19 protein-coding genes are annotated in these 17,729 nt (G+C 64.7%); 7 read left to right on the top strand and 12 right to left on the bottom strand.

The features are described from left to right. The first annotated feature begins 40 nt into the window (after positions 1 to 40). Together C167_RS0117225 and nudC are read left to right on the top strand one after the other, a co-directional pair. Positions 41 to 1,714 (top strand): hypothetical protein, encoded by a 1,674-nt coding sequence (locus C167_RS0117225; RefSeq protein ID WP_017519535.1) that lies wholly within the window; start codon positions 41 to 43, stop codon positions 1,712 to 1,714. Next, entirely contained in the window at positions 1,714 to 2,553 is an 840-nt protein-coding gene (gene nudC / locus C167_RS0117220) for an NAD(+) diphosphatase (protein ID WP_037006194.1), read from the top strand. Before C167_RS0117225 ends, nudC begins: the two co-directional genes overlap by 1 nt. Positions 2,554 to 2,577: 24 nt before the next feature. Here nudC and C167_RS0117215 read toward each other — a convergent pair whose 3' ends face one another. Beyond that, entirely contained in the window at positions 2,578 to 3,360 is a 783-nt protein-coding gene (locus C167_RS0117215; protein ID WP_017519533.1) for a TSUP family transporter, read from the bottom strand. Between the two features lie 157 nt (positions 3,361 to 3,517). Here C167_RS0117215 and C167_RS0117210 point away from each other — a divergent pair, with 157 nt between their 5' ends. After that, positions 3,518 to 4,162: a hypothetical protein gene (locus tag C167_RS0117210; protein ID WP_017519532.1), complete on the top strand. Its 645-nt coding sequence runs from the start codon at positions 3,518 to 3,520 to the stop codon at positions 4,160 to 4,162. Positions 4,163 to 4,308: 146 nt separating this feature from the next. Here the strand turns inward: C167_RS0117210 and C167_RS0117205 are convergent, their stop codons facing one another. The 4 genes from C167_RS0117205 to C167_RS0117190 form a co-directional block, all read right to left on the bottom strand. After that, on the bottom strand, positions 4,309 to 5,076 hold the full coding sequence (locus C167_RS0117205; protein ID WP_017519531.1) for an SDR family oxidoreductase: 768 nt from the start codon (positions 5,074 to 5,076) through the stop codon (positions 4,309 to 4,311). A gap of 167 nt (positions 5,077 to 5,243) precedes the next feature. Continuing rightward, a complete protein-coding gene (locus C167_RS0117200; protein ID WP_017519530.1) occupies positions 5,244 to 6,311 on the bottom strand; it encodes a phosphotransferase family protein in 1,068 nt (355 codons plus the stop codon). A gap of 304 nt (positions 6,312 to 6,615) precedes the next feature. Beyond that, the gene (locus C167_RS0117195) at positions 6,616 to 6,927 is read right to left on the bottom strand and encodes an SCP2 sterol-binding domain-containing protein (RefSeq protein ID WP_017519529.1); all 312 of its coding nucleotides are present in this window, start codon (positions 6,925 to 6,927) and stop codon (positions 6,616 to 6,618) included. Between the two features lie 58 nt (positions 6,928 to 6,985). Next, complete coding sequence (locus tag C167_RS0117190; RefSeq protein WP_017519528.1) at positions 6,986 to 7,696, bottom strand: histidine phosphatase family protein; 711 nt, start codon at positions 7,694 to 7,696, stop codon at positions 6,986 to 6,988. A 211-nt stretch (positions 7,697 to 7,907) separates the two neighbouring features. Here C167_RS0117190 and sohB point away from each other — a divergent pair, with 211 nt between their 5' ends. The 3 genes from sohB (at position 7,908) to C167_RS33340 (ending at position 10,644) form a co-directional block, all read left to right on the top strand. Then, positions 7,908 to 8,936, top strand: a complete 1,029-nt coding sequence (sohB, locus tag C167_RS0117185; protein WP_017519527.1) for a protease SohB — start codon at positions 7,908 to 7,910, stop codon at positions 8,934 to 8,936. Positions 8,937 to 9,006: 70 nt separating this feature from the next. Further along, a complete protein-coding gene (locus C167_RS0117180) occupies positions 9,007 to 9,999 on the top strand; it encodes a YhdH/YhfP family quinone oxidoreductase (protein WP_017519526.1) in 993 nt (330 codons plus the stop codon). Between the two features lie 60 nt (positions 10,000 to 10,059). Continuing rightward, positions 10,060 to 10,644, top strand: coding sequence for a hypothetical protein (locus C167_RS33340; RefSeq protein WP_157791849.1), 585 nt, complete (start codon positions 10,060 to 10,062; stop codon positions 10,642 to 10,644). 38 nt (positions 10,645 to 10,682) lie between these two features. On the opposite strand, the gene C167_RS0117170 is transcribed toward C167_RS33340, so the two are convergent. Next, entirely contained in the window at positions 10,683 to 11,537 is an 855-nt protein-coding gene (locus C167_RS0117170) for an alpha/beta fold hydrolase (RefSeq protein ID WP_017519524.1), read from the bottom strand. Between the two features lie 11 nt (positions 11,538 to 11,548). After that, complete coding sequence (locus tag C167_RS0117165; protein WP_017519523.1) at positions 11,549 to 11,986, bottom strand: hotdog fold domain-containing protein; 438 nt, start codon at positions 11,984 to 11,986, stop codon at positions 11,549 to 11,551. A 124-nt stretch (positions 11,987 to 12,110) separates the two neighbouring features. Here C167_RS0117165 and C167_RS0117160 point away from each other — a divergent pair, with 124 nt between their 5' ends. Then, positions 12,111 to 12,689 (top strand): TetR/AcrR family transcriptional regulator, encoded by a 579-nt coding sequence (locus tag C167_RS0117160; protein WP_017519522.1) that lies wholly within the window; start codon positions 12,111 to 12,113, stop codon positions 12,687 to 12,689. Between the two features lie 140 nt (positions 12,690 to 12,829). Here the strand turns inward: C167_RS0117160 and C167_RS0117155 are convergent, their stop codons facing one another. The 5 genes from C167_RS0117155 to C167_RS0117130 form a co-directional block, all read right to left on the bottom strand. Beyond that, positions 12,830 to 13,333, bottom strand: coding sequence for a DUF934 domain-containing protein (locus C167_RS0117155; RefSeq protein ID WP_017519521.1), 504 nt, complete (start codon positions 13,331 to 13,333; stop codon positions 12,830 to 12,832). Then, positions 13,317 to 14,975 (bottom strand): nitrite/sulfite reductase, encoded by a 1,659-nt coding sequence (locus C167_RS0117150; RefSeq protein WP_017519520.1) that lies wholly within the window; start codon positions 14,973 to 14,975, stop codon positions 13,317 to 13,319. The genes C167_RS0117155 and C167_RS0117150 overlap by 17 nt, the downstream gene beginning before the upstream one ends. Positions 14,976 to 15,236: 261 nt before the next feature. Then, positions 15,237 to 15,731: a PaaI family thioesterase gene (locus C167_RS0117145; protein ID WP_017519519.1), complete on the bottom strand. Its 495-nt coding sequence runs from the start codon at positions 15,729 to 15,731 to the stop codon at positions 15,237 to 15,239. Between the two features lie 330 nt (positions 15,732 to 16,061). After that, positions 16,062 to 16,277: a DUF2970 domain-containing protein gene (locus C167_RS0117135; RefSeq protein WP_017519517.1), complete on the bottom strand. Its 216-nt coding sequence runs from the start codon at positions 16,275 to 16,277 to the stop codon at positions 16,062 to 16,064. 49 nt (positions 16,278 to 16,326) lie between these two features. Continuing rightward, complete coding sequence (locus tag C167_RS0117130) at positions 16,327 to 17,652, bottom strand: MATE family efflux transporter (protein ID WP_017519516.1); 1,326 nt, start codon at positions 17,650 to 17,652, stop codon at positions 16,327 to 16,329. Positions 17,653 to 17,729: the final 77 nt, after the last annotated feature.

Genomic DNA, 17,729 nt, shown 5'->3' with positions numbered 1-17,729 from the left:
TCCGTCCACTCTTCTTGCGCGCAGGAGGCGCACTAGGCCGATGGTTACTGGAGCCACGTCCCTCAGTCTGGTCCGCGACGAGCTGTTCGCCACGATGGAGGAAGCCGAGCAGAATCTCGAGCACTTCATCGCCGAGCGCCAGAACGGCAGCCTGCTGCAACATTCCGTCGATTGCCTGAGCCAGATTCGCGGCACGCTCAATCTCATCGAGCTGGCCGGTGCCGAGTTGCTGGCACAGGAAGCGCTGGACCTGGCCACGGACATTCCCACCGGGGTCAGCGAGGACCGCGACGGCCAACTGGCCGCGCTCGGCAATGCGCTCTATGTGCTGCGTCGCTACCTGGAAAACCTCGAAGCACACCGCCAGGAAATCCCCGAGCTGCTACTGCCGGCGATCAATGACGTGCGCCAGGCCGCCGGCCAGCCCGCGCTGCCGGAGAGCTTCTTCTTCAGTGCGCGCCTGGATCTGCCGCGCCCGCTACGCGCCGTCACCGCACCGCAGGTGGAAGACCCGGCCCGCGAAGTCCGTCGCCTGCGGCAGATGTACCAGGTCGGTCTGGTGGGGCTGATCCGCGAACAGAATCTCTACCCCAGCCTCAAGCTCATGGGCCGCGCACTGGGCAAGCTCGACGTGTTGCTGGGCAGCGCCGCGCGCACCCGCCTGTGCTGGGTCGGCGCCGGCGCGCTGGAAGCCCTGGTGGACGCGCAGATGCTGCCGCGCAAGACGCGCAAGCAGGTGTTCGCGCGGCTGGACCGCGAACTCAAGCAACTGATTGCCAACCCGCAATACGAAGCGCCGCGCCAGTTGCTCAAGGAGCTGCTGTATCTCACCACCCTGGCTGACACCAGCGGCGTACGCGCTACCGAATTGCGCCAGGTATTTGGCCTGGCACCGCTGCCGTTCACCGATCACCTGCTCGAAGACGAATCGCAGCGCCTGTCCGGCCCCGGCCAGTCGGTGATGCGCTCGCTGTCGGTGGCGATCCGCGAGGAACTCACCGCAGTGAAGGACCAGCTCGACCTGATCGAGCGAGGCGTGTCCCAGGCCGATGCCCTGGGCATCCTGCACACCCAGCTGGGCAAGCTGGCCAAGACCCTTGGTATGGTCGGCCTGAACTCCGCCGCCACTTCGCTGCAGCACCAGCATGGTGTCGTCGCCGGTTGGGTCGCCAAGGGCGCAGTGGATGAACCTGCGGCGCTCAACGCGCTGGCAGACGCGCTGCTGTACGTCGAGAGCATGGTCGGCAACCTGGAGCGTGGCGAGCGCATGAGCGCGCGTCCGGCGCCGATGGGAGAGGACGACTCCTTCGCCGTGCACCAGCTCGCCGAAGCGCGCATCGTGGTGATCGACGAGGCCCAGGCCGGCCTGGCGCTGGCCAAGCGCGCGATCACTGCGTACCTGGAATCCAACGGCGACAAGCTGCACCTGGCCAATGTCCCGATCAGCCTGCAGGCGGTGCGCGGCGGCCTGTGGTTCCTCGGCCAGGAGCGTGCGGCATTGCTCGTGGGCGCCTGCGCCGATTACATTCAGGGGCAGATGATCGAGACGACCCAGATGCCGTCCGAGCAGATGCTGGAAACCCTGGCGGATGCGCTGACCGGCCTGGAGTACTACCTGGAAGGGGGAGCCATGATGCGGCCTGAAGGCCAACCTGACGTCCTGGACGTCGCCAGCGAGAGCGTCAAGGCCCTGGGCCTGACGGTGGCAGCCTGATGCGTACCGGACGCTGGGAATCCTCGATGTTCGAGGTCGCGGCGAACGGTGGCTGGGCGCTCGCCCACTGCCAGCAGCAGTTCCTCGCCGACAGCAACGGCGTGCTGTTCCCCCGCGACTGGCTCAAGCGCCAGGACCTTTCGGTGCTTTCCGAGCACGCTGTCGGCCAGTTCGACGGCGAGCCGGTGTACCTGCTGGAAATCGACGGCACTGATCCATTGGAGGGCGCCAGCTGGATCGGCCTGCGCCAGTTCATGATGCAGGCTGAGGAAGACATCTTCGCCATGCTTGGCTTCGCCAGCCAGATCGGTATCTGGTGGCGGCAGAACCGCTTCTGCGGCAGTTGCGGCCAGCCAAGCCTGCGCATGCCCCGCGACCGTGCCATGCACTGCGAGAGCTGCGGTATCCAGCGCTACCCGCTGTTGTCGCCGAGCATGATCGTGCTGGTGACCCGTGGCGATGAAGTGCTGCTGGCGCGTTCGCCGCGCTTCGTGCCGGGGATGTACAGCACCCTGGCCGGCTTCGTCGAGCCGGGCGAGTCGGTGGAGCACTGCGTCGCGCGCGAGGTGCGCGAAGAGGTGGGCGTCGAGATCGGCAATATCCGCTACATGGGCAGCCAGCCTTGGCCGTTCCCGCATTCGCTGATGTTCGGCTACCACGCCGAGTACGTCAGCGGCGAAATCGTCATGCAGCCGGACGAGATCGAGGATGCCCGCTGGTTCCACGTCGACGAGCTGCCGCGCCTGCCAGCCGAGCGCTCCATTGCCCGCTACCTGATCGAGGTCTACCTGGCGCGCCGCGCCGGCCGTCCCGATCCTGTCCTGCCCGGCGGCGCCTGAACCCAGGCGCCGCTCCGGCCTTGCTCAGGCCGCGGCGCTGAACCAGTGCTGCCAGGCCAGGCGCACAGTCAATGCAAGTACCACCAGGATGAATACCGGACGGATGAACTGGGCGCCGCCGCCAATCGCCGTGCGCGCGCCGAAGTACGCGCCGATCATCAGTGAACTGCCCATGCACAGGCCCATCAGCCAGACCACCTGGCCCGAAGCGATGAATACCGCCAGTGCGACGATATTGCTGACGAAGTTCATGCTGCGCGCCACGCCGCTGGCGCGGACCAGGTCGAGCGGGTACATCAGCAGGGAACTGACCGTCCAGAAGGCACCGGTACCGGGGCCCGCCACGCCGTCATAGAAGCCCAGGCCCAGGCCCTGCGGCCACTGGCGATGCTGGGCGATACGGGGGGTGGCGTCCAACGGCGCTTCGGGCGTCTTGCCGAAGAGCAGGTAGAGGCCGCAGCCGAACACCACTATCGGCAGCATGCGGTTGAGCCATTCCGCCGGCATCAGGTGCGCGGCCCAGGCGCCAAGCGCCGCGCCGATGGCTGTGGCGATGATGCCGTTGCGCCACTGGCGCGGCTGGAACAGTTTGCGCCGGTAGAAGGTGTAGCTGGCCACCGCGGCGCCAAAGGTCGAGCTCAGCTTGTTGGTGCCCAGCGCCAGGTGCGGCGGGACGCCGGCAGTGAGCAGGGCAGGGATGGTGAGCAGGCCGCCGCCGCCGGCGATGGCATCGATGAAACCGGCGAGAAAGGCGACGCCGGCGAGAATGACGAGGGTGGTTGGGTCTACGACGAGTTCGAAGGGCATTGGGTCAGCCTTGATCAGGAGCCCGCGGCGCCGCTCTTTTGTAAAGAGCGGCGGCATAGGAAACGTTAACGGGCCCGAAAGCTGCGACGGTCTGGCTGGCCGCGCAGGTATGCGGTGCGCATAATGCCGGCATTTCTACGAGGAAGGAAATCATTCGATGCAGTACGACGGTCTGGCCTGGGTCGTTGCCTTCTTGGCGTTGTTGGCCCTGATGGTAGCCGCCCGCATTCTGTTCGACCGCCACTGGTTCCTCGGTTGGTTGCGCGGTACGGCGGGAATGCTGTTCGTGGCCGTCGCCGTGCTGGTGGCGTTGGTCGCCTGGGACCTGCGCAGCTACGACCCGCTGCCGGCAGAGCGCCCGCTGGCAACGCTGAGCTTCCATAAGATCGCTGACCAACGCTTCGAGGTAACCCTACTCCAGGGCGATCAGGAGCGCCGCGTGGAGCTGGCCGGCGACCTCTGGCAGCTGGATGCGCGCGTGCTGGAGTGGAAGGGGCTGGCGCGGCTGATCGGGATGGCGCCGGGCTACCGCCTGCAGGATCTCAGCGGCCGCTTTCTGGCCGTGGAGCAGCAGAGCCAGGGGCGCAAGGTGGCACTGGCGGATGACGTGCCGGGCATCGACCTGTGGCGCTGGCTGCGCGACGGCCAGCATGACCTGCTGACCTTCGTGCCCAAGACGGGCCGGGTGAACTATCTGCCGATGGCCGACCAGGCCGTGTTCGCGGTGCGCTATGGGGCCGGCGGGCTGACCGCCGAACCGATGAATGCGGCGGCGAACCAGGCCCTGAAGGAGTGGCAGTGACCTTGTAGGAGCGAGCTTGCTCGCGAACCTGCTTCACGCTGGAGTTGCCGTGCGGTTCGCGAGCAAGCTCGCTCCTATGAAAAGCCCAATCCTTGCCAAAGAAAAAGGGAGCCCATCGGCTCCCTTTTTCGTCACCACGCCAGCGCTTAGGCGAGGAAACCGCCGTCCACGTTCAGCGTCACGCCGGTGGTGTAGCTGGACGCATCGCTGGCGAGGTACAGCACGGCGCCGGCCATTTCGCTCGGGTCGGCCACGCGCTTGAGCGGGATGCGCTGCAGGGCGACGTTGCGGATGGCGTCGTTGCTCACCAGCGCCGAGGCGAACTTGGTGTCGGTCAGGCCCGGCAGCAGGGCGTTGCAGCGGATGCCGAACTGCGCGCATTCCTTGGCGAAGACCTTGGTCATGCTGATCACCGCGGCCTTGGTCACCGAGTAGATGCCCTGGAACTCGCCCGGGGTGACACCGTTGACCGAAGCGACGTTGATGATGCTGCCGCCGCCGTTGGCCTTCATCAGCTTGCCGCCTTCGATGGACATGAAGTAGTAGCCGCGGATGTTCACGTCCACGGTCTTCTGGAAGGCCGACAGGTCGGTGTCCAGCACGTTGCAGAACTGCGGGTTGGTGGCGGCGTTGTTGACCAGGATGTCCAGGCGGCCGAACTGCTCGCGGATCTGTGCGAAGACGGCCTGGATCTGCTCCATCTCGCCGATGTGGCAGGCGATCGCAGTGGCCTTGCCGCCGGCGGCGACTATGTCGTCAGCCACGGCCTGGCAGCCATCGATCTTGCGGCTGGAGACGATCACGTGGGCGCCCTGTTGGGCCAGCAGCTTGGCGATGGCTTCGCCGATGCCGCGGCTGGCGCCGGAGACGAAGGCGATCTTGCCGTCGAGGTCGAACAGTTGGGTCTTGGACATGGAAATTCTCCTTGTTTTGGGCCGCAAGAGTCGGCTGGCGACCGGCTGCGCGTCGGCCGTACTGCGTTGGAAGCCGGACTCAGATGCTCATTTACAATCGGTAAACTCCGCTCTTCGTCCGGCTTCCGCCTTGTACGGCTCTAGCTCGCCAGGTCGACAGTCGACTCTTACAGGCGGGACTTGCCGATGACCTGCAGGCTCACCTGTTCCAGCAGCTTGTTGGCGTGGATGAAGGTGGCGAAGCGCTTGTCCTGGGTCTGGCCGTGGAAGAAGCGGTAGTAGATCTGCTGCATGATGCCGGCCAGGCGGAACAGGCCGTAGGTGTAGTAGTAATCGAGGTTGTCGATCTGGATGCCGGCGCGTTCGGCGTAGTAGTCGGCGAACTGCTGGCGGGTCAGCATGCCCGGCTCGTGGCTGGGCTGGCGGCGCAGCATCTGCATCGGCTGCGGATCGTCTGCCTGGATCCAGTAGGCGAGGGTGTTGCCCAGGTCCATCAGCGGGTCGCCGAGGGTGGTCATCTCCCAGTCGAGCACGCCGATGATCTGCATCGGGTTGTTCGGGTCGAGGATGACGTTGTCGAAGCGGTAGTCGTTATGCACGATGCCCGGCTTGTGGTGGTCGGCCGGCATCTTCTCGCGCAGCCATACCTTCACCTGTTCCCAGGCCGGCGCGTCGGGGGTCAGCGACTTCTCGTAGCGATCGATCCAGCCGCCGATCTGGCGCTGCACATAGCCCTCGGGCTTGCCGAGGTCACCCAGGCCGCAGGCGTTGTAATCGACGTTGTGCAGGTCGACGAACTTGTCGATGAAGCTCTTGCACAGGGCGGTGGTCTTCTCGGCGTCGAGGTTCAGCTCCTTGGGCAGGTCGCTGCGCAGGATGATGCCGTTGACCCGCTCCATGACGTAGAACTCGGCACCGATCACCGATTCGTCGGTGCAATAGGTGTACGCCTTGGGGCAGTAGGGGAAGCCGTCCTTGAGCTGGTTCAGGATGCGGAATTCGCGGCCCATGTCGTGGGCGGACTTGGCCTTCTTGCCGAACGGCGGGCGGCGCAGGACCAGTTCCTGGTTGTCGTACTGGATCAGGTAGGTCAGGTTCGAGGCGCCGCCGGGGAACTGGCTGATGCGCGGCTGACCCTTCAAGCCGGGGATGTGGTCCTTGAGGTAGCCGTCGATCACGGCGGCATCGAGTTCTTCGCCTTCGCGGGAGCGGATGGTCTGGTCGGTCAACGACATGCTGGTCCCTTTCTTATACGAGCTTGTACGAGTCGTCCTCACGAGGGCCTCAGGGCTCCTGGCGAGGTGCGCGCAGGCCGGCGTGACGCCTTGCAGGATCAGGCAAAGCTATGATGGCGCCGGGTGATCATTGGCTAATCTAATGTCCGCCTCTGCCCGTCACAAGCGGCCGGAGCCGTTATTGGCGTTCGTGTTGGGCCCCGATCAGGCTGCCTGATCCGGGCCTTGCAGCGGAGCGCGGGCATAAAAAAACCGGAGCCATGGACTCCGGTTCTTCGCGTTGCGTGGGCAGGTTTTCCTCGGATCAGACCGGGAACAGTTCGCCCAGCTTCATCGCCAGCATCATGTCGCCTTCGGCGCGCAGCTTGCCGGCCATGAAGGCCTGCATGCCGTCGGTTTCGCCGCTGGTGATGCCCTTGAGGGTTTCGCTGTCCATGATCAGGGTGACGTTGGGGGACTCGGCGTCGCCCTGTACGACTTCGCAGGTGCCGTCCTTGACGACCAGGTAGTGGTTGTCGCCGTCTTCGATGTTGAACTGGAACACCAGATCCAGACCGGCGGCCGCGCTGGCGTTGAACTTGCTCTTCATGGTGGAAACGATGTCAGCAACACTCATGGTTCTATTCCTTTTCTAGGTTTTCTCGCGCGACGCTTGCGTCGCAATGGGCCGGCACTCAACGATAGGTGATGAGTTCCGGCGCCCTCAACAGTTCCAGATGCACGTGACTGTTGAAGGAAGCCAGGGCCACTTCGCTGCCGCGGAACTTCAGGCGGTTGAGCGAGGTGTTGACGATCTGCCAGTTGAGCTCGAAGGCGTTCAGCGCCGGGATGCCGGTCACCTGCTGGAGCACCGCGGTGATGGTGCCGCCGGAGGTGAAGACACCGATATTATCCTTGCCGCTGGCCGACTCCAGCAGGCGCTTGAGGCCGCCGTGCACGGTGTCGAGGAATTCTGCCCAACTGACCAGGCCGTCCTTGTCATGGTCGCCGGAAACCCAGCGGGCGATCACTGTGGAAAACAGGCGCTGGAACTCGGCGCGGTGGTCGGCGGCGTTGCGCATGATGTGCAGCGCCTGCGGCTCGATCTCCAGCAGGTCCGGCAGGTGCGCGCGGATCACCGCGTCGGCTTCGAATTCGTTGAAGGCGGAATCGATCTCAAGGGATGGGGTTTCGATCCCGGCTTCGTTCAGCCGCCCCATCACCGCTTCGGCCGTGTGGCGCTGCCGACGCAGGTCGCCGGCGACGCAGCGGTCAAAGCGCAGGCCCAGGCTGGCCAGGTGCTCGCCGAGGATTTCCGCCTGGCGTACGCCGGTGGCCGAGAGCACATCGTAGTCGTCGGCGCCGAATGAAGCCTGGCCATGTCGAATCAGGTAGATGCTTCCCACGCGCAGTATCCCGGCAGGGCTGAAAGTTCCGGCGAGGTTATGAGGATCACCTGGGGCTGTCAACGAAAAAACATACGCTTGTTTGAATGGCATTCGCTGGACTGATGCAGCGGTTTGCCAGCGCTGGTGGCGGGCCTGCGGCGTGGGTATGCTTGCGGGATTCGCTGCGCTCGCCTGGCGGGCTCGACCAGAATTGTAAAAGGGGATGTGAGTGGAGTTTCTAGCGGATTACGCGGGTTTCCTGGCCAAGACCTTCACCGTGGTGGTGGCCATCGTCATCGTCCTGGTGCTGGTCGCCGCGTTGCGCGGCCGTGGCCGTCGCGGCGGCAGCGGGCACCTGGAGGTGCACAAGCTCAACGACTTCTACAAGGAACTGCGCGAGCGCCTGCAACATAGCGTATTGGAAAAGGCCAAGCTCAAGGCCCTGCGCAAATCCGAGGCGAAAAGCCTGAAGGACGCGAAAAAGAAGAAGGGCGGCGAGAAGAATCGCGTCTACGTGCTCGACTTCGATGGCGACATCAAGGCATCCGCCACCGAGCAGCTGCGCCATGAAGTGACCGCGCTGCTGACCCTCGCGACCCCGCGCGATGAAGTGGTGCTGCGCCTGGAGAGCGGCGGCGGCATGGTGCATGGCTATGGACTGGCCGCTTCCCAGCTGGCGCGCATACGTCAGGCTGGCGTACCGCTGACCGTCTGCGTGGACAAGGTCGCAGCCAGCGGCGGCTACATGATGGCCTGCATCGGCGAGCGCATCCTGTCCGCACCCTTCGCCATTCTGGGTTCCATTGGCGTGGTGGCGCAGTTGCCCAACGTCAACCGCCTGCTGAAGAAGCACGACATCGATTTCGAAGTGCTCACCGCCGGCGAGTACAAGCGCACCCTGACCGTGTTCGGCGAGAACACCGACAAGGGCCGGGAGAAGTTCCAGGAAGACCTGGAAACCACCCACGAGCTGTTCAAGCGCTTCGTCGTTCACTACCGTCCACAACTGGCCATCGACGAGATCGCCACCGGCGAGGTCTGGCTGGGCCAGGCGGCGCTGGGCAAGAAGCTGGTCGACGAACTCAAGACCAGTGACGAGTACCTGGCCGAACGTGCCCGCGAGGCGGATGTCTACCAGCTCAGTTATGTGCAGAAGAAGTCCATCCAGGAGCGTTTCGGCGTGGGCGTCAGCGGCGTGATCGATCGCGTGCTGGTGACCTGGTGGGATCGCCTGGGCCGCAGCCGCTTCTGGCAGTGACTCTTCTGGCAATGATTGTCGTCGGGCGCCGGGATCGCGCCCGTTCCATATTCGAAAGAGGAGGGTCGAGATGAGTGCATTCAAGGCGTTGTGGGTCACGGAGAGCGCGCATGGCGTGTATGACCTGCAGGTGGCCGAGCGGCAGGTTGCCGATCTGCCGGCGGGTGAAGTGCTGGTGCGGGTGAAGTATTCGTCGCTGAACTACAAGGATGCGCTGTCCGCCAGCGGCAACCGTGGCGTGACCCGCAAATACCCGCATACCCCCGGCATCGACGCCGCCGGCGTGGTGGAAGAGTCTTCGGTGGGCGAGTTCGCTGCGGGCGATGAAGTCATCGTCACCGGCTATGACCTGGGCATGAACACGCCGGGCGGCTTCGGCCAGTACATCCGCGTGCCTGCGGCCTGGCTGATCAAGCGCCCGCAGGGCCTTTCGCTGCGCGAGTCGATGATCCTCGGCACCGCTGGCCTGACCGCCGCCCTTTGCGTCGACAAGCTGGAGCGCGCCGGCGTCACGCCGTCCGCCGGACCGATCCTGGTCACTGGCGCCACCGGCGGCGTGGGTAGCATCGCAGTGATGCTGCTGGGGCAACTGGGCTACACGGTAGCTGCCGCTACCGGCAAGCTGGAACAGGCCGAGCTGCTGAACCGCCTCGGTGCGCGGCAGATACTCGACCGCGCCACCGTCTCCGATGGCGTCGACAAGCCATTGCTGCGCGAGCAGTGGGCCGGCGCTGTGGACACCGTGGGTGGCGACATCCTTTTCAACGTGGTCAAGTCGCTGCAGTACGGCGGCAGCGTCGCCTGCTGCGGCCTGACCGCCGGCGCCGCCTTCAAGGCCACCGTGCTGCCGTTCATCCTGCGCGGTGTGAACCTGCTGGGCGTGGACTCGGTGGAGCTGCCGCTGGTGGTCAAGGCTTCCATGTGGGACAAGCTGTCCCTGCAGTGGAAGCTCGACAACCTCGAAGCCGCAGTGCGCGAGGTCAAGCTCGACGACCTGCCGGCCGCTATACACCAGATCCTCGCCGGCAAGCTGGTCGGTCGGGTGTTGGTGAATCTGGACTGACGAAACTCGAAGGGGCCCGCAATGGGCTCCTTTGTTCTTCTGGGGCAGGGAGGCCTCGGGATGAGCTGGAAGGCAGCGTTTATCGGCAGCGAGAGCCCCTCAAAAGAGCGGCTGGCCTGGGTGTCCTGCATGTACTTCGCGCTGGGCATGTTCGGTTACGGCGCGATCACCGATTTTGTGCCCAATCTCTTTTGGCGTTCCAACGGCACCTACATTGCCGCCGCCGTCACTGCAATCGTGACGCTTATCTTCTATGTGAACCTGGCGCTGGGGCGAATTCCCCTGAAGGACGAGAACTCCTTCTGGCGCAAATGGCTGGCGATCCTGGGCGTGCCGCTGATGCTGTACTTCGTTGTATGGCTAGGATTGGTACGGGGGGCTGGCGATCTGTATTCGTGCTGGATTGGACGTTCGACGCAGATCGAGACTGTGTTGACGAAAGAGCGCGTCCACAGTCGGCGGGCTTGCAACTACCGGCTCGAAGGGCCGGTGCTACGTGTCGGCTGGCCCGATTATCTCTGTGTGGACCCAGCGCAGTTCGAAGCCTTGCCCGAGAGTGCTCCGTATCTGCTCGTGGGAAGGTCGTCGAGGCTGGGTTTCCATATCGACGAGATCAGAAGGTCCAGCGGAGAGCTGGTTCGCTAACCGCGGGACGCCTTGTTTTGCTGACCAGAGCGGTTGCTTCAACCCAGGTCCGGCAGCAGGTAATCCGCCCACAATGAATCGGCGAACTGGCTGCGGAAGAAGCCAAAGTGGCCGATACGCTTCACGCCAATGTCTTGCGGCGCAATTCGCTTCAGCGACTTCGGCGAGCCCCGGTAGAAACCGTGGAGCGATTCGGTGTTGCGCCCGGACATCATCTCGTCGTCGGTGAAGGAGATCGAGGTGATGGGGGTGCGCACCGAGGAATAGGCCTCGCGCACCGCGCCGCCTTCTGCGCCCACCGAGTACTCGGGATTCAGGCACCAGCGCCGCCATTGTTCGATCACGCCGCGCGGCAGGTCGCCGACCACGCCCAGGCGCTTGCCGGGGAAGTAGCCGAACACGGGCGTGATGGTTGGTGCCAGCAGGTACCAGAGCAGCCAGGCCTTGTGCCGCAGGCCCTTGGTGTTCTCGCGCCAATAGCCGCTGCCGGTGGCGATGGTGAAGGCACGGTGGATGCGCTCGGTGCCGCGCACGAAGGGCAGGATCTGCCCGCCGAGGCTGTGGCCTATCCAGTACACCGGCAATTCGCCGGCGGCCTCGACCACCGCGTCGAGCATGGCGCTGCAGTCGTGGTTGCCCCAGGCCAGTATGTCGATATCCAGGTCGCGCAGATGGCCGGTGCGGGACTTGCCCATGCCGGTGTAGTCGAAGGTCACGGCGAGGAAACCGCGCTCGGCCAGCCAGTGGGCGAAGGCCGCGTAGAAGCGCTGTTCGACGCCCATGGCGGGGACGATCAGCACCGCTCCGCGAGCTTCGCCGGGCGGATAGTACCAGTGGCTGGAGAGGCTGTGGCCGTTGCCGTTGTCCAGCGGGCGGGGGAGCGGGGTGATCATGGCGCGGTCCCTCAGGCCTGGCTGACGTACATGGTGATGTCGGCGCGGAAGACCTTTTTGTCACCGACATAGGCGAGCACCGGGACGACGACATCGCCTTCCTGGTTCCAGTCGATCGCGCGGCCGTCGGCCACGGCGCGGACGTCACCCTCGGCCTTGGCCAGGTATTCCACGGTCATGCCGCGGGGAATCCAGCGGCGGCCCTTGGGGATCGACACGTCGGTCATGGTTCCGGCGGCCAGCTCGGCGGCGTTGCACAGGGCGATGGCATGCACGGTGCCGATGTGGTTGAGCACTTCGCGGCGCTTGGGGAACGTCACTTCCGCATAGCCTGGGCGCAGCTCGACGAACTGCGGGGCGATGCTGGCGAAATAGGGGGCGACCTGGCCGATCATGGCGCTGAACTGCGCGGGGCCGGCCTGCTGGTACATTTGCATCATCTGACTCATGGCAACTCCGGGGTAAGGCGGATTGAAGATGGATGCGCGCCCAGGCAGTATACGAAGACTAGAAATTAATTCTAGAAAAATATTCTAGAATTCTGTTCGAGCGGTTTTTCTCCACAGGAACCCCATGGCCCGACCTTCCCGCAAAGATGACATTCTTCAGGCTGCGCTGGCCTGCTTCAGCGAATTCGGTGTGGACGCCACCACCATCGAGATGATCCGCGACCGCTCCGGCGCCAGCATCGGCAGTCTCTACCACCACTATGGCAACAAGGAACGCATCATCGGCGCGCTCTACCTGACGGGCGTCGGCCAATACGCCGCGCTGCTCGACGCTGGATTGGAGGAGGGAATGAGCGCGGAGGCTTGTGTGAAGCTGTTCGTCACCAGCTACGTCGACTGGGTGGCGGCCAACCCGGAGTGGGCACGTTTCATCCTGCACAGCCGCGGCCGGGTCGAGGCAGGAGAGGTGGGCGAGGCGTTGCGTGAGGCTAACCGCCAACAGGGCCGACGCATTGCCAGTCTGCTCTCTGAGCACCGCAAAGCCGGCGCCTTCAAGGAGCTTGCGCCGGAGCTGTTCAATTCGGTGGTCATCGGCCCGAGCCAGGACTATGCGCGCAATTGGCTGGCGGGGCGGACGAAGGTGGACCTGATCGATTGCCGGGATCAGCTGGCGCAGATCGCCTGGGAGAGCGTTCGCGCTTGAGTGGGGCTTCCCTGTAGGAGCGAGCTTGCTCGCGAACAGATTTACCGGCGGCGCTGAAGCTGGGGTTCGCGAGCAAGCTCGCTCCTACGAAGAGCCAAAGAAAAAGCCCCGCGATGCGGGGCTTTTTCATATCGGCCGGATCAGGCGAGCTGGCGGCGACGGAACAGCGGTTGCGGCTGGGTCACCGAGGTCTGGTAGACCTCGCTGAAGTCATCCAGGCCCGCCAGCGCGGCCTGCGGGTCGCGGTCGGCACGGATGGCGTAGGCGTCGAAGCCGCAGCTCTGCATGAAGAACAGCTGGTCACGCAGCACATCGCCGATGGCGCGTACTTCGCCCTTGTAGCCGAAACGCTCGCGCAGCAGGCGCGCGGTGCTGAAGCCGCGGCCGTCGGTGAAGGCGGGGAAGTTCACGGCGATCACCTTGAACTTGTCCAGGTCCTCGGCGATGGCTTCCGGCTCTTCGTCCGCATCCAGCCACACGCCCAGGCCGCCGTCACGGCCGCGCAGGGCCGGGCCGTGCTCCAGCCACAGGTTCAGCGGGATGATCACGTCGTCGCAGTTGGGCACGGTTTCGAGGGTCGCGTCCTTGGGCAGCAGATGCCAGCGGTCGTCGACGACCTCGCGGTGCTTAATGATTCGCTGCATATACGCGCTCCTTGAAGGGGTCGATGCCGATGCGACGGTAGGTATCGAGGAAGCGTTCCTCTTCGGTGCGCTGTTCCACGTAGACGTTGATGATTTTCTCGATCACGTCGGCCATCTGCTCCTGGGCGAAGGACGGGCCGAGGATCTGCGCAAGGCTCGCCTCGCGGCTGGCGCTGCCGCCGAGGGAGACCTGGTAGAACTCCTCGCCCTTCTTGTCCACGCCAAGGATGCCGATGTGGCCCACGTGGTGGTGGCCGCAGGCGTTCATGCAGCCGGAGATGTTCAGGTCGATGTCGCCGATGTCGAACAGGTAATCCAGGTCATCGAAGCGGCGCTGGATGGCTTCGGCCACCGGGATCGACTTGGCGTTGGCCAGGGAGCAGAAGTCGCCGCCCGGGCAGCAGATGAGGTCGGTCAGCAGGCCCACGTTGGGGGTAGCGAAACCGTTCTCGCGCAGTTCGCCCCAGAGGGTGAACAGCTGCGCCTGCTCGACGTCGGCGAGGATGATGTTCTGGTTATGGCTGTTGCGCACTTCGCCGAAGCTGTAGCGGTCGGCCAGGTCGGCGACCACGTCCAGTTGCTTGTCGGTGATGTCGCCAGGCGCCACGCCGGTGGGCTTGAGCGACAGGGTCACGGCGACGTAGCCGGGCTTCTTGTGGGCGAAGGTGTTGCGGCTGCGCCAGCGGGCGAAGCCGGGGTGTTCGGCGTCCAGCTGGGCGAGGGCGGCGTCCTGGTCTTCCAAGGCTTGGTACGCCGGGTCGACGAAGTGGGCGGCCACGCGCTGCAGTTCGGCCTCGGTCAGGGTGCTCGGACCGTCCTTGAGGTGCGCCCATTCGGCGTCGACCTTCTGGGCGAAGACTTCCGGGGTCAGCGCCTTGACCAGGATCTTGATGCGCGCCTTGTACTTGTTGTCCCGACGGCCATAGCGGTTGTACACGCGCAGGATGGCGTCCAGGTACGACAGCAGGTGCTGCCAGGGCAGGAATTCATTGATGAAGCTGCCGACGATCGGGGTACGGCCCAGGCCGCCGCCGACGGAAACACGGAAGCCCAGTTCGCCGGCTTCGTTCTTCACCGCTTCCAGGCCGATGTCGTGCACCTCAATGGCGGCGCGGTCGCTCACGGCGCCGTTGACGGCGATCTTGAACTTGCGCGGCAGGTGGGCGAATTCGGGGTGGAAGGTCGACCACTGGCGGATGATCTCGCACCAGGGGCGCGGGTCCACGAGTTCGTCGCGGGCGACGCCGGCGAACTGGTCGGTGGTGGTGTTGCGGATGCAGTTGCCGCTGGTCTGGATCGCGTGCATCTGCACGGTGGCCAGCTCGGCGAGGATTTCCGGCACGTCTTCCAGTTCCGGCCAGTTGTACTGGACGTTCTGGCGGGTGCTGATGTGCGCGTAGCCCTTGTCGTAGTCGCGGGCGATCTGCGCCAGCTTGCGAACCTGCTTCGAAGACAGCAGGCCGTAAGGCACGGCCACTCGCAGCATGGGTGCGTAGCGCTGGATGTACAGGCCATTCTGCAGACGCAGCGGGCGGAATTCCTCGCCGGTCAGTTCGCCCGCCAGGTAGCGGCGGGTCTGATCGCGGAACTGCTTGACGCGATCCTCTACGATCCTCTGATCGTATTCGTCATATACGTACATGAATCATCCTGCTGTCAGGCTATAGCGCTCAGGGCGTATTGCGTATCCCAGCGCGCACGGCAACGCGCTCCACGCGGAGTGGGGCGCACGATACCAGTTCGGGAATATGCGCAAAAGTGATGTTTGAGTATATGGCGAGAACTTTCGGATCTAAGCCCCGCCGGGCCTGAAGCTCAAGCGGGGCGGGTACCCGAAGCCGGACGTCCGTTCCTGCGTGGCGCCGCTTCGCCGGGTTAATGGCGGTGCCGCAATGGGAGTGAGTCAGGCATCGCGACCGTGGGCGGCATCGCGCAGTTGCGAGGTGTCGACACGGACGAAGATCGAGTCGCCGACGCAGGTCAGCACGTCGCCGGCGTAGACCTCGCAGATGATCCGGCTCTTGCGCCCGACCTCACCCTCGACATGGGCCCTGAGGGTCAGCGGCACGCCCATGGGCGTCGGTTTGATGTACTTGATGCCCAGGTTGCCGGTGACGCAGTCAATGCGCGGCAGGCTGCCCGGCTCGCGGCCTTCGGCTCGATAGTGGTAGGCCATGGCGGTCCAGTTCGAATGGCAGTCCACCAGCATGGCGATCAGGCCGCCGTAGACCAGCTCCGGCCAGCCGCAGTACTTGGCTTCGGGCAGGTGCTCGGCGACCACGTGGATGCCGTCTTCGTGCCAGCGGCTCTTGATGTGCAGTCCGTGCGGGTTGCTGCCGCCGCAGCCGTAGCAGACGCCTTCCGGGGCGACAGTGTCTTGCAGTGAATCCACGTGCATGGTCCTACCTTTTTCATATCGCTTGTCTTGTCGAAGCGGCAGCCTACCGACATTTGTGCGGCGGCGAAAAGGGGGCGGTTCCTTGAGCGGTGGGCTGGCCTGGTCTTAACTCTTGCCTGTGGTCCTTCAGCCAATAACGAGAAAATGGGGGAAGCATGAGCGAAGAAACGTCCCACAAGACCAGCGACAGCGTCGTCGATGCCCGCGCCGCATTCATCCTGATCCTGCTGGTGGTCGCGACGGCCGTGTTCTGGGTCAGCCACCAGTGACGGCAGTGCCGGCGGGTCGTCCTGCGGCCCGGCCGGTACCTCATGCCCCCAGTCGGCTTTCCTACAGCCCGGCGAAATGCAGTACCAATTGCACCAGCCCATAGAGCAGCAACACGAAGGCCAGCGTGAAGAGAATGCCCATGGCGATGAAGTGACTGGGTTTGCCGTGGGTGAAGTCGCGCGCGCGGTTGCGTCCGCTCTGTACGCCGAAGGCCGCGGCCAGCACGCTGTGGAGCATCTGCCAGAAGCTCGGTGGCTTGTTCTGTTGCTCGTCCATCGTTAGTCCTCCTTGTTGCCTGCAAGCCTAGCTCCTGAGGGCGCGAACGCTAGAGTTCGATCTGCGTCCACTGGCGCTTCTGCCACATCACCGCGAAGATCGCCGAAGCCAGCCCGCGCTGCAGAATCTGCATGCTCCATATCGCCAGCAGCCCGCCGCCCAGCACCGGGCCCACCAGGTAGGCCAGCGGCAGGAAGAACAGCCACTGGTTGCCCAGGCTGACCGCCATCACAGTGCGGACGGCGCCTGCGCCAAGCAGCGCCTGGGTCAATACCAGCGCAGTGGCGTCGATCACCATGCCCATGCCGGTCAGCATCAGCGGTACGCGGCCCAGTTCGATCAGCGCGGGGTCGCTGACGAACAGCCGCAGGATGGTTTCGGGAAAAATCCAGAACGGAGCGCCCAGCATCGCCAGTCCGCAGGCCGCCACTTTCACCACGTCCCAGCCCCAGCGGTGCGCACTGTCGAAGTCGCGCTCGCCCATGCTCTGGCTGACCAGGGTGGTCGCCGCCATGCCCAGGCCGACGCCGGGCAGGATCAGGAACAGCGCCAGGTTGATCAGCACGTGGGCCACCGCCAGCTCGCGGGTGCCGACCTGGGCGATGATCCAGAACAGCAGGGTGATGCCGGCGGCGAAGAAGAATTGCTGCAGTGAGTTGGGCAGCGACAGGCGCAGCAACGTGCGGATATCGCGTTCACTCGGCAGGCGCAGGCGGCCGCCTTGGGCGCGGGTGTCGCGCCAGGTGATCCAGGCATAGATCAGCGAGCCGATATACAGCGCCAGGGTTGTGCCGAGGCCGCTGCCCACGGCGCCCATTCGCGGCAGGCCGAACAGGCCGTGGATCAGGCTGTAGCTGATCGCCGCGTTGGCCAGGTGCATCACCACCAGGGTACGCATGTACGTGCCCGAGCGCCGGGTGCCGTTCCAATAGCCGCGGAAGGAAAAGTTGAGGCCGACGGCGAGTACCGACAAGGCACGCCATTCGAAGTAGGGAATGCCGACCGCGAGCACCTCGGGGTCATGGGATAGGGCGCGGACAATGGGCTCGGCAAATAGCAGGCAGAACAGCGTGATCGGCAGCGACAGGCCCAGCGCCACCAGCAGCCCGCAGTTCAGCGGCGCGGCGAGTTCGTCGCTGCGTCCTTCGCCCCGTCGGCGCGCCACCAGTGCCTGTACGCCGGCGCCCAGGCCCATCACCAGGGAGATGGCGACGAAATTGGCGTAGCTGCCGATGCCGACTCCGGCGAGGGACTTTTCCCCGAGGTGGCCGACCATGGCCGCATCCACCAGGTTAAGCAGGCTCTGGCTGAGCATCCCGCCGATGATCGGCAGACCCAGGTTGAGAATATTCAGGAAGCGCTGGCGCTCTAGCATGGTGTCTCTGGGCAGTGAGCTCCGGCTTGTAGGGGAATTCGGCGAGCCCCTGCCGGTAGGGCGCCGCTGTAGGAAAT

Origin of the sequence: Pseudomonas nitroreducens TX1, assembly GCF_000313755.1 — a bacterium.
GTDB classification, from domain to species: Bacteria; Pseudomonadota; Gammaproteobacteria; order Pseudomonadales; family Pseudomonadaceae; genus Pseudomonas; species Pseudomonas nitroreducens_A.
The sequence above is the reverse complement of the archived record's forward strand: the minus strand, read 5'-3'. Positions and strand labels throughout refer to the sequence as shown.

Excerpts from the sequence above, each read along its gene's own strand:
- C167_RS0117165 (WP_017519523.1), bottom strand. The coding sequence starts at position 11,986 with ATGAGTCAGATGATGCAAATGTACCAGCAGGCCGGCCCCGCGCAGTTC.
- C167_RS0117200 (WP_017519530.1), bottom strand. The coding sequence starts at position 6,311 with ATGTCGTTGACCGACCAGACCATCCGCTCCCGCGAAGGCGAAGAACTC.
- C167_RS0117195 (WP_017519529.1), bottom strand. The coding sequence starts at position 6,927 with ATGAGTGTTGCTGACATCGTTTCCACCATGAAGAGCAAGTTCAACGCC.
- C167_RS0117135 (WP_017519517.1), bottom strand. The coding sequence starts at position 16,277 with ATGGACGAGCAACAGAACAAGCCACCGAGCTTCTGGCAGATGCTCCAC.
- C167_RS0117160 (WP_017519522.1), top strand. The coding sequence starts at position 12,111 with ATGGCCCGACCTTCCCGCAAAGATGACATTCTTCAGGCTGCGCTGGCC.
- C167_RS0117130 (WP_017519516.1), bottom strand. The coding sequence starts at position 17,652 with ATGCTAGAGCGCCAGCGCTTCCTGAATATTCTCAACCTGGGTCTGCCG.
- C167_RS0117180 (WP_017519526.1), top strand. The coding sequence starts at position 9,007 with ATGAGTGCATTCAAGGCGTTGTGGGTCACGGAGAGCGCGCATGGCGTG.
- C167_RS0117215 (WP_017519533.1), bottom strand. The coding sequence starts at position 3,360 with ATGCCCTTCGAACTCGTCGTAGACCCAACCACCCTCGTCATTCTCGCC.
- C167_RS0117225 (WP_017519535.1), top strand. The coding sequence starts at position 41 with ATGGTTACTGGAGCCACGTCCCTCAGTCTGGTCCGCGACGAGCTGTTC.
- C167_RS0117145 (WP_017519519.1), bottom strand. The coding sequence starts at position 15,731 with ATGCACGTGGATTCACTGCAAGACACTGTCGCCCCGGAAGGCGTCTGC.
- C167_RS0117210 (WP_017519532.1), top strand. The coding sequence starts at position 3,518 with ATGCAGTACGACGGTCTGGCCTGGGTCGTTGCCTTCTTGGCGTTGTTG.
- nudC (WP_037006194.1), top strand. The coding sequence starts at position 1,714 with ATGCGTACCGGACGCTGGGAATCCTCGATGTTCGAGGTCGCGGCGAAC.
- C167_RS33340 (WP_157791849.1), top strand. The coding sequence starts at position 10,060 with ATGAGCTGGAAGGCAGCGTTTATCGGCAGCGAGAGCCCCTCAAAAGAG.
- C167_RS0117150 (WP_017519520.1), bottom strand. The coding sequence starts at position 14,975 with ATGTACGTATATGACGAATACGATCAGAGGATCGTAGAGGATCGCGTC.
- C167_RS0117170 (WP_017519524.1), bottom strand. The coding sequence starts at position 11,537 with ATGATCACCCCGCTCCCCCGCCCGCTGGACAACGGCAACGGCCACAGC.
- C167_RS0117205 (WP_017519531.1), bottom strand. The coding sequence starts at position 5,076 with ATGTCCAAGACCCAACTGTTCGACCTCGACGGCAAGATCGCCTTCGTC.
- C167_RS0117155 (WP_017519521.1), bottom strand. The coding sequence starts at position 13,333 with ATGCAGCGAATCATTAAGCACCGCGAGGTCGTCGACGACCGCTGGCAT.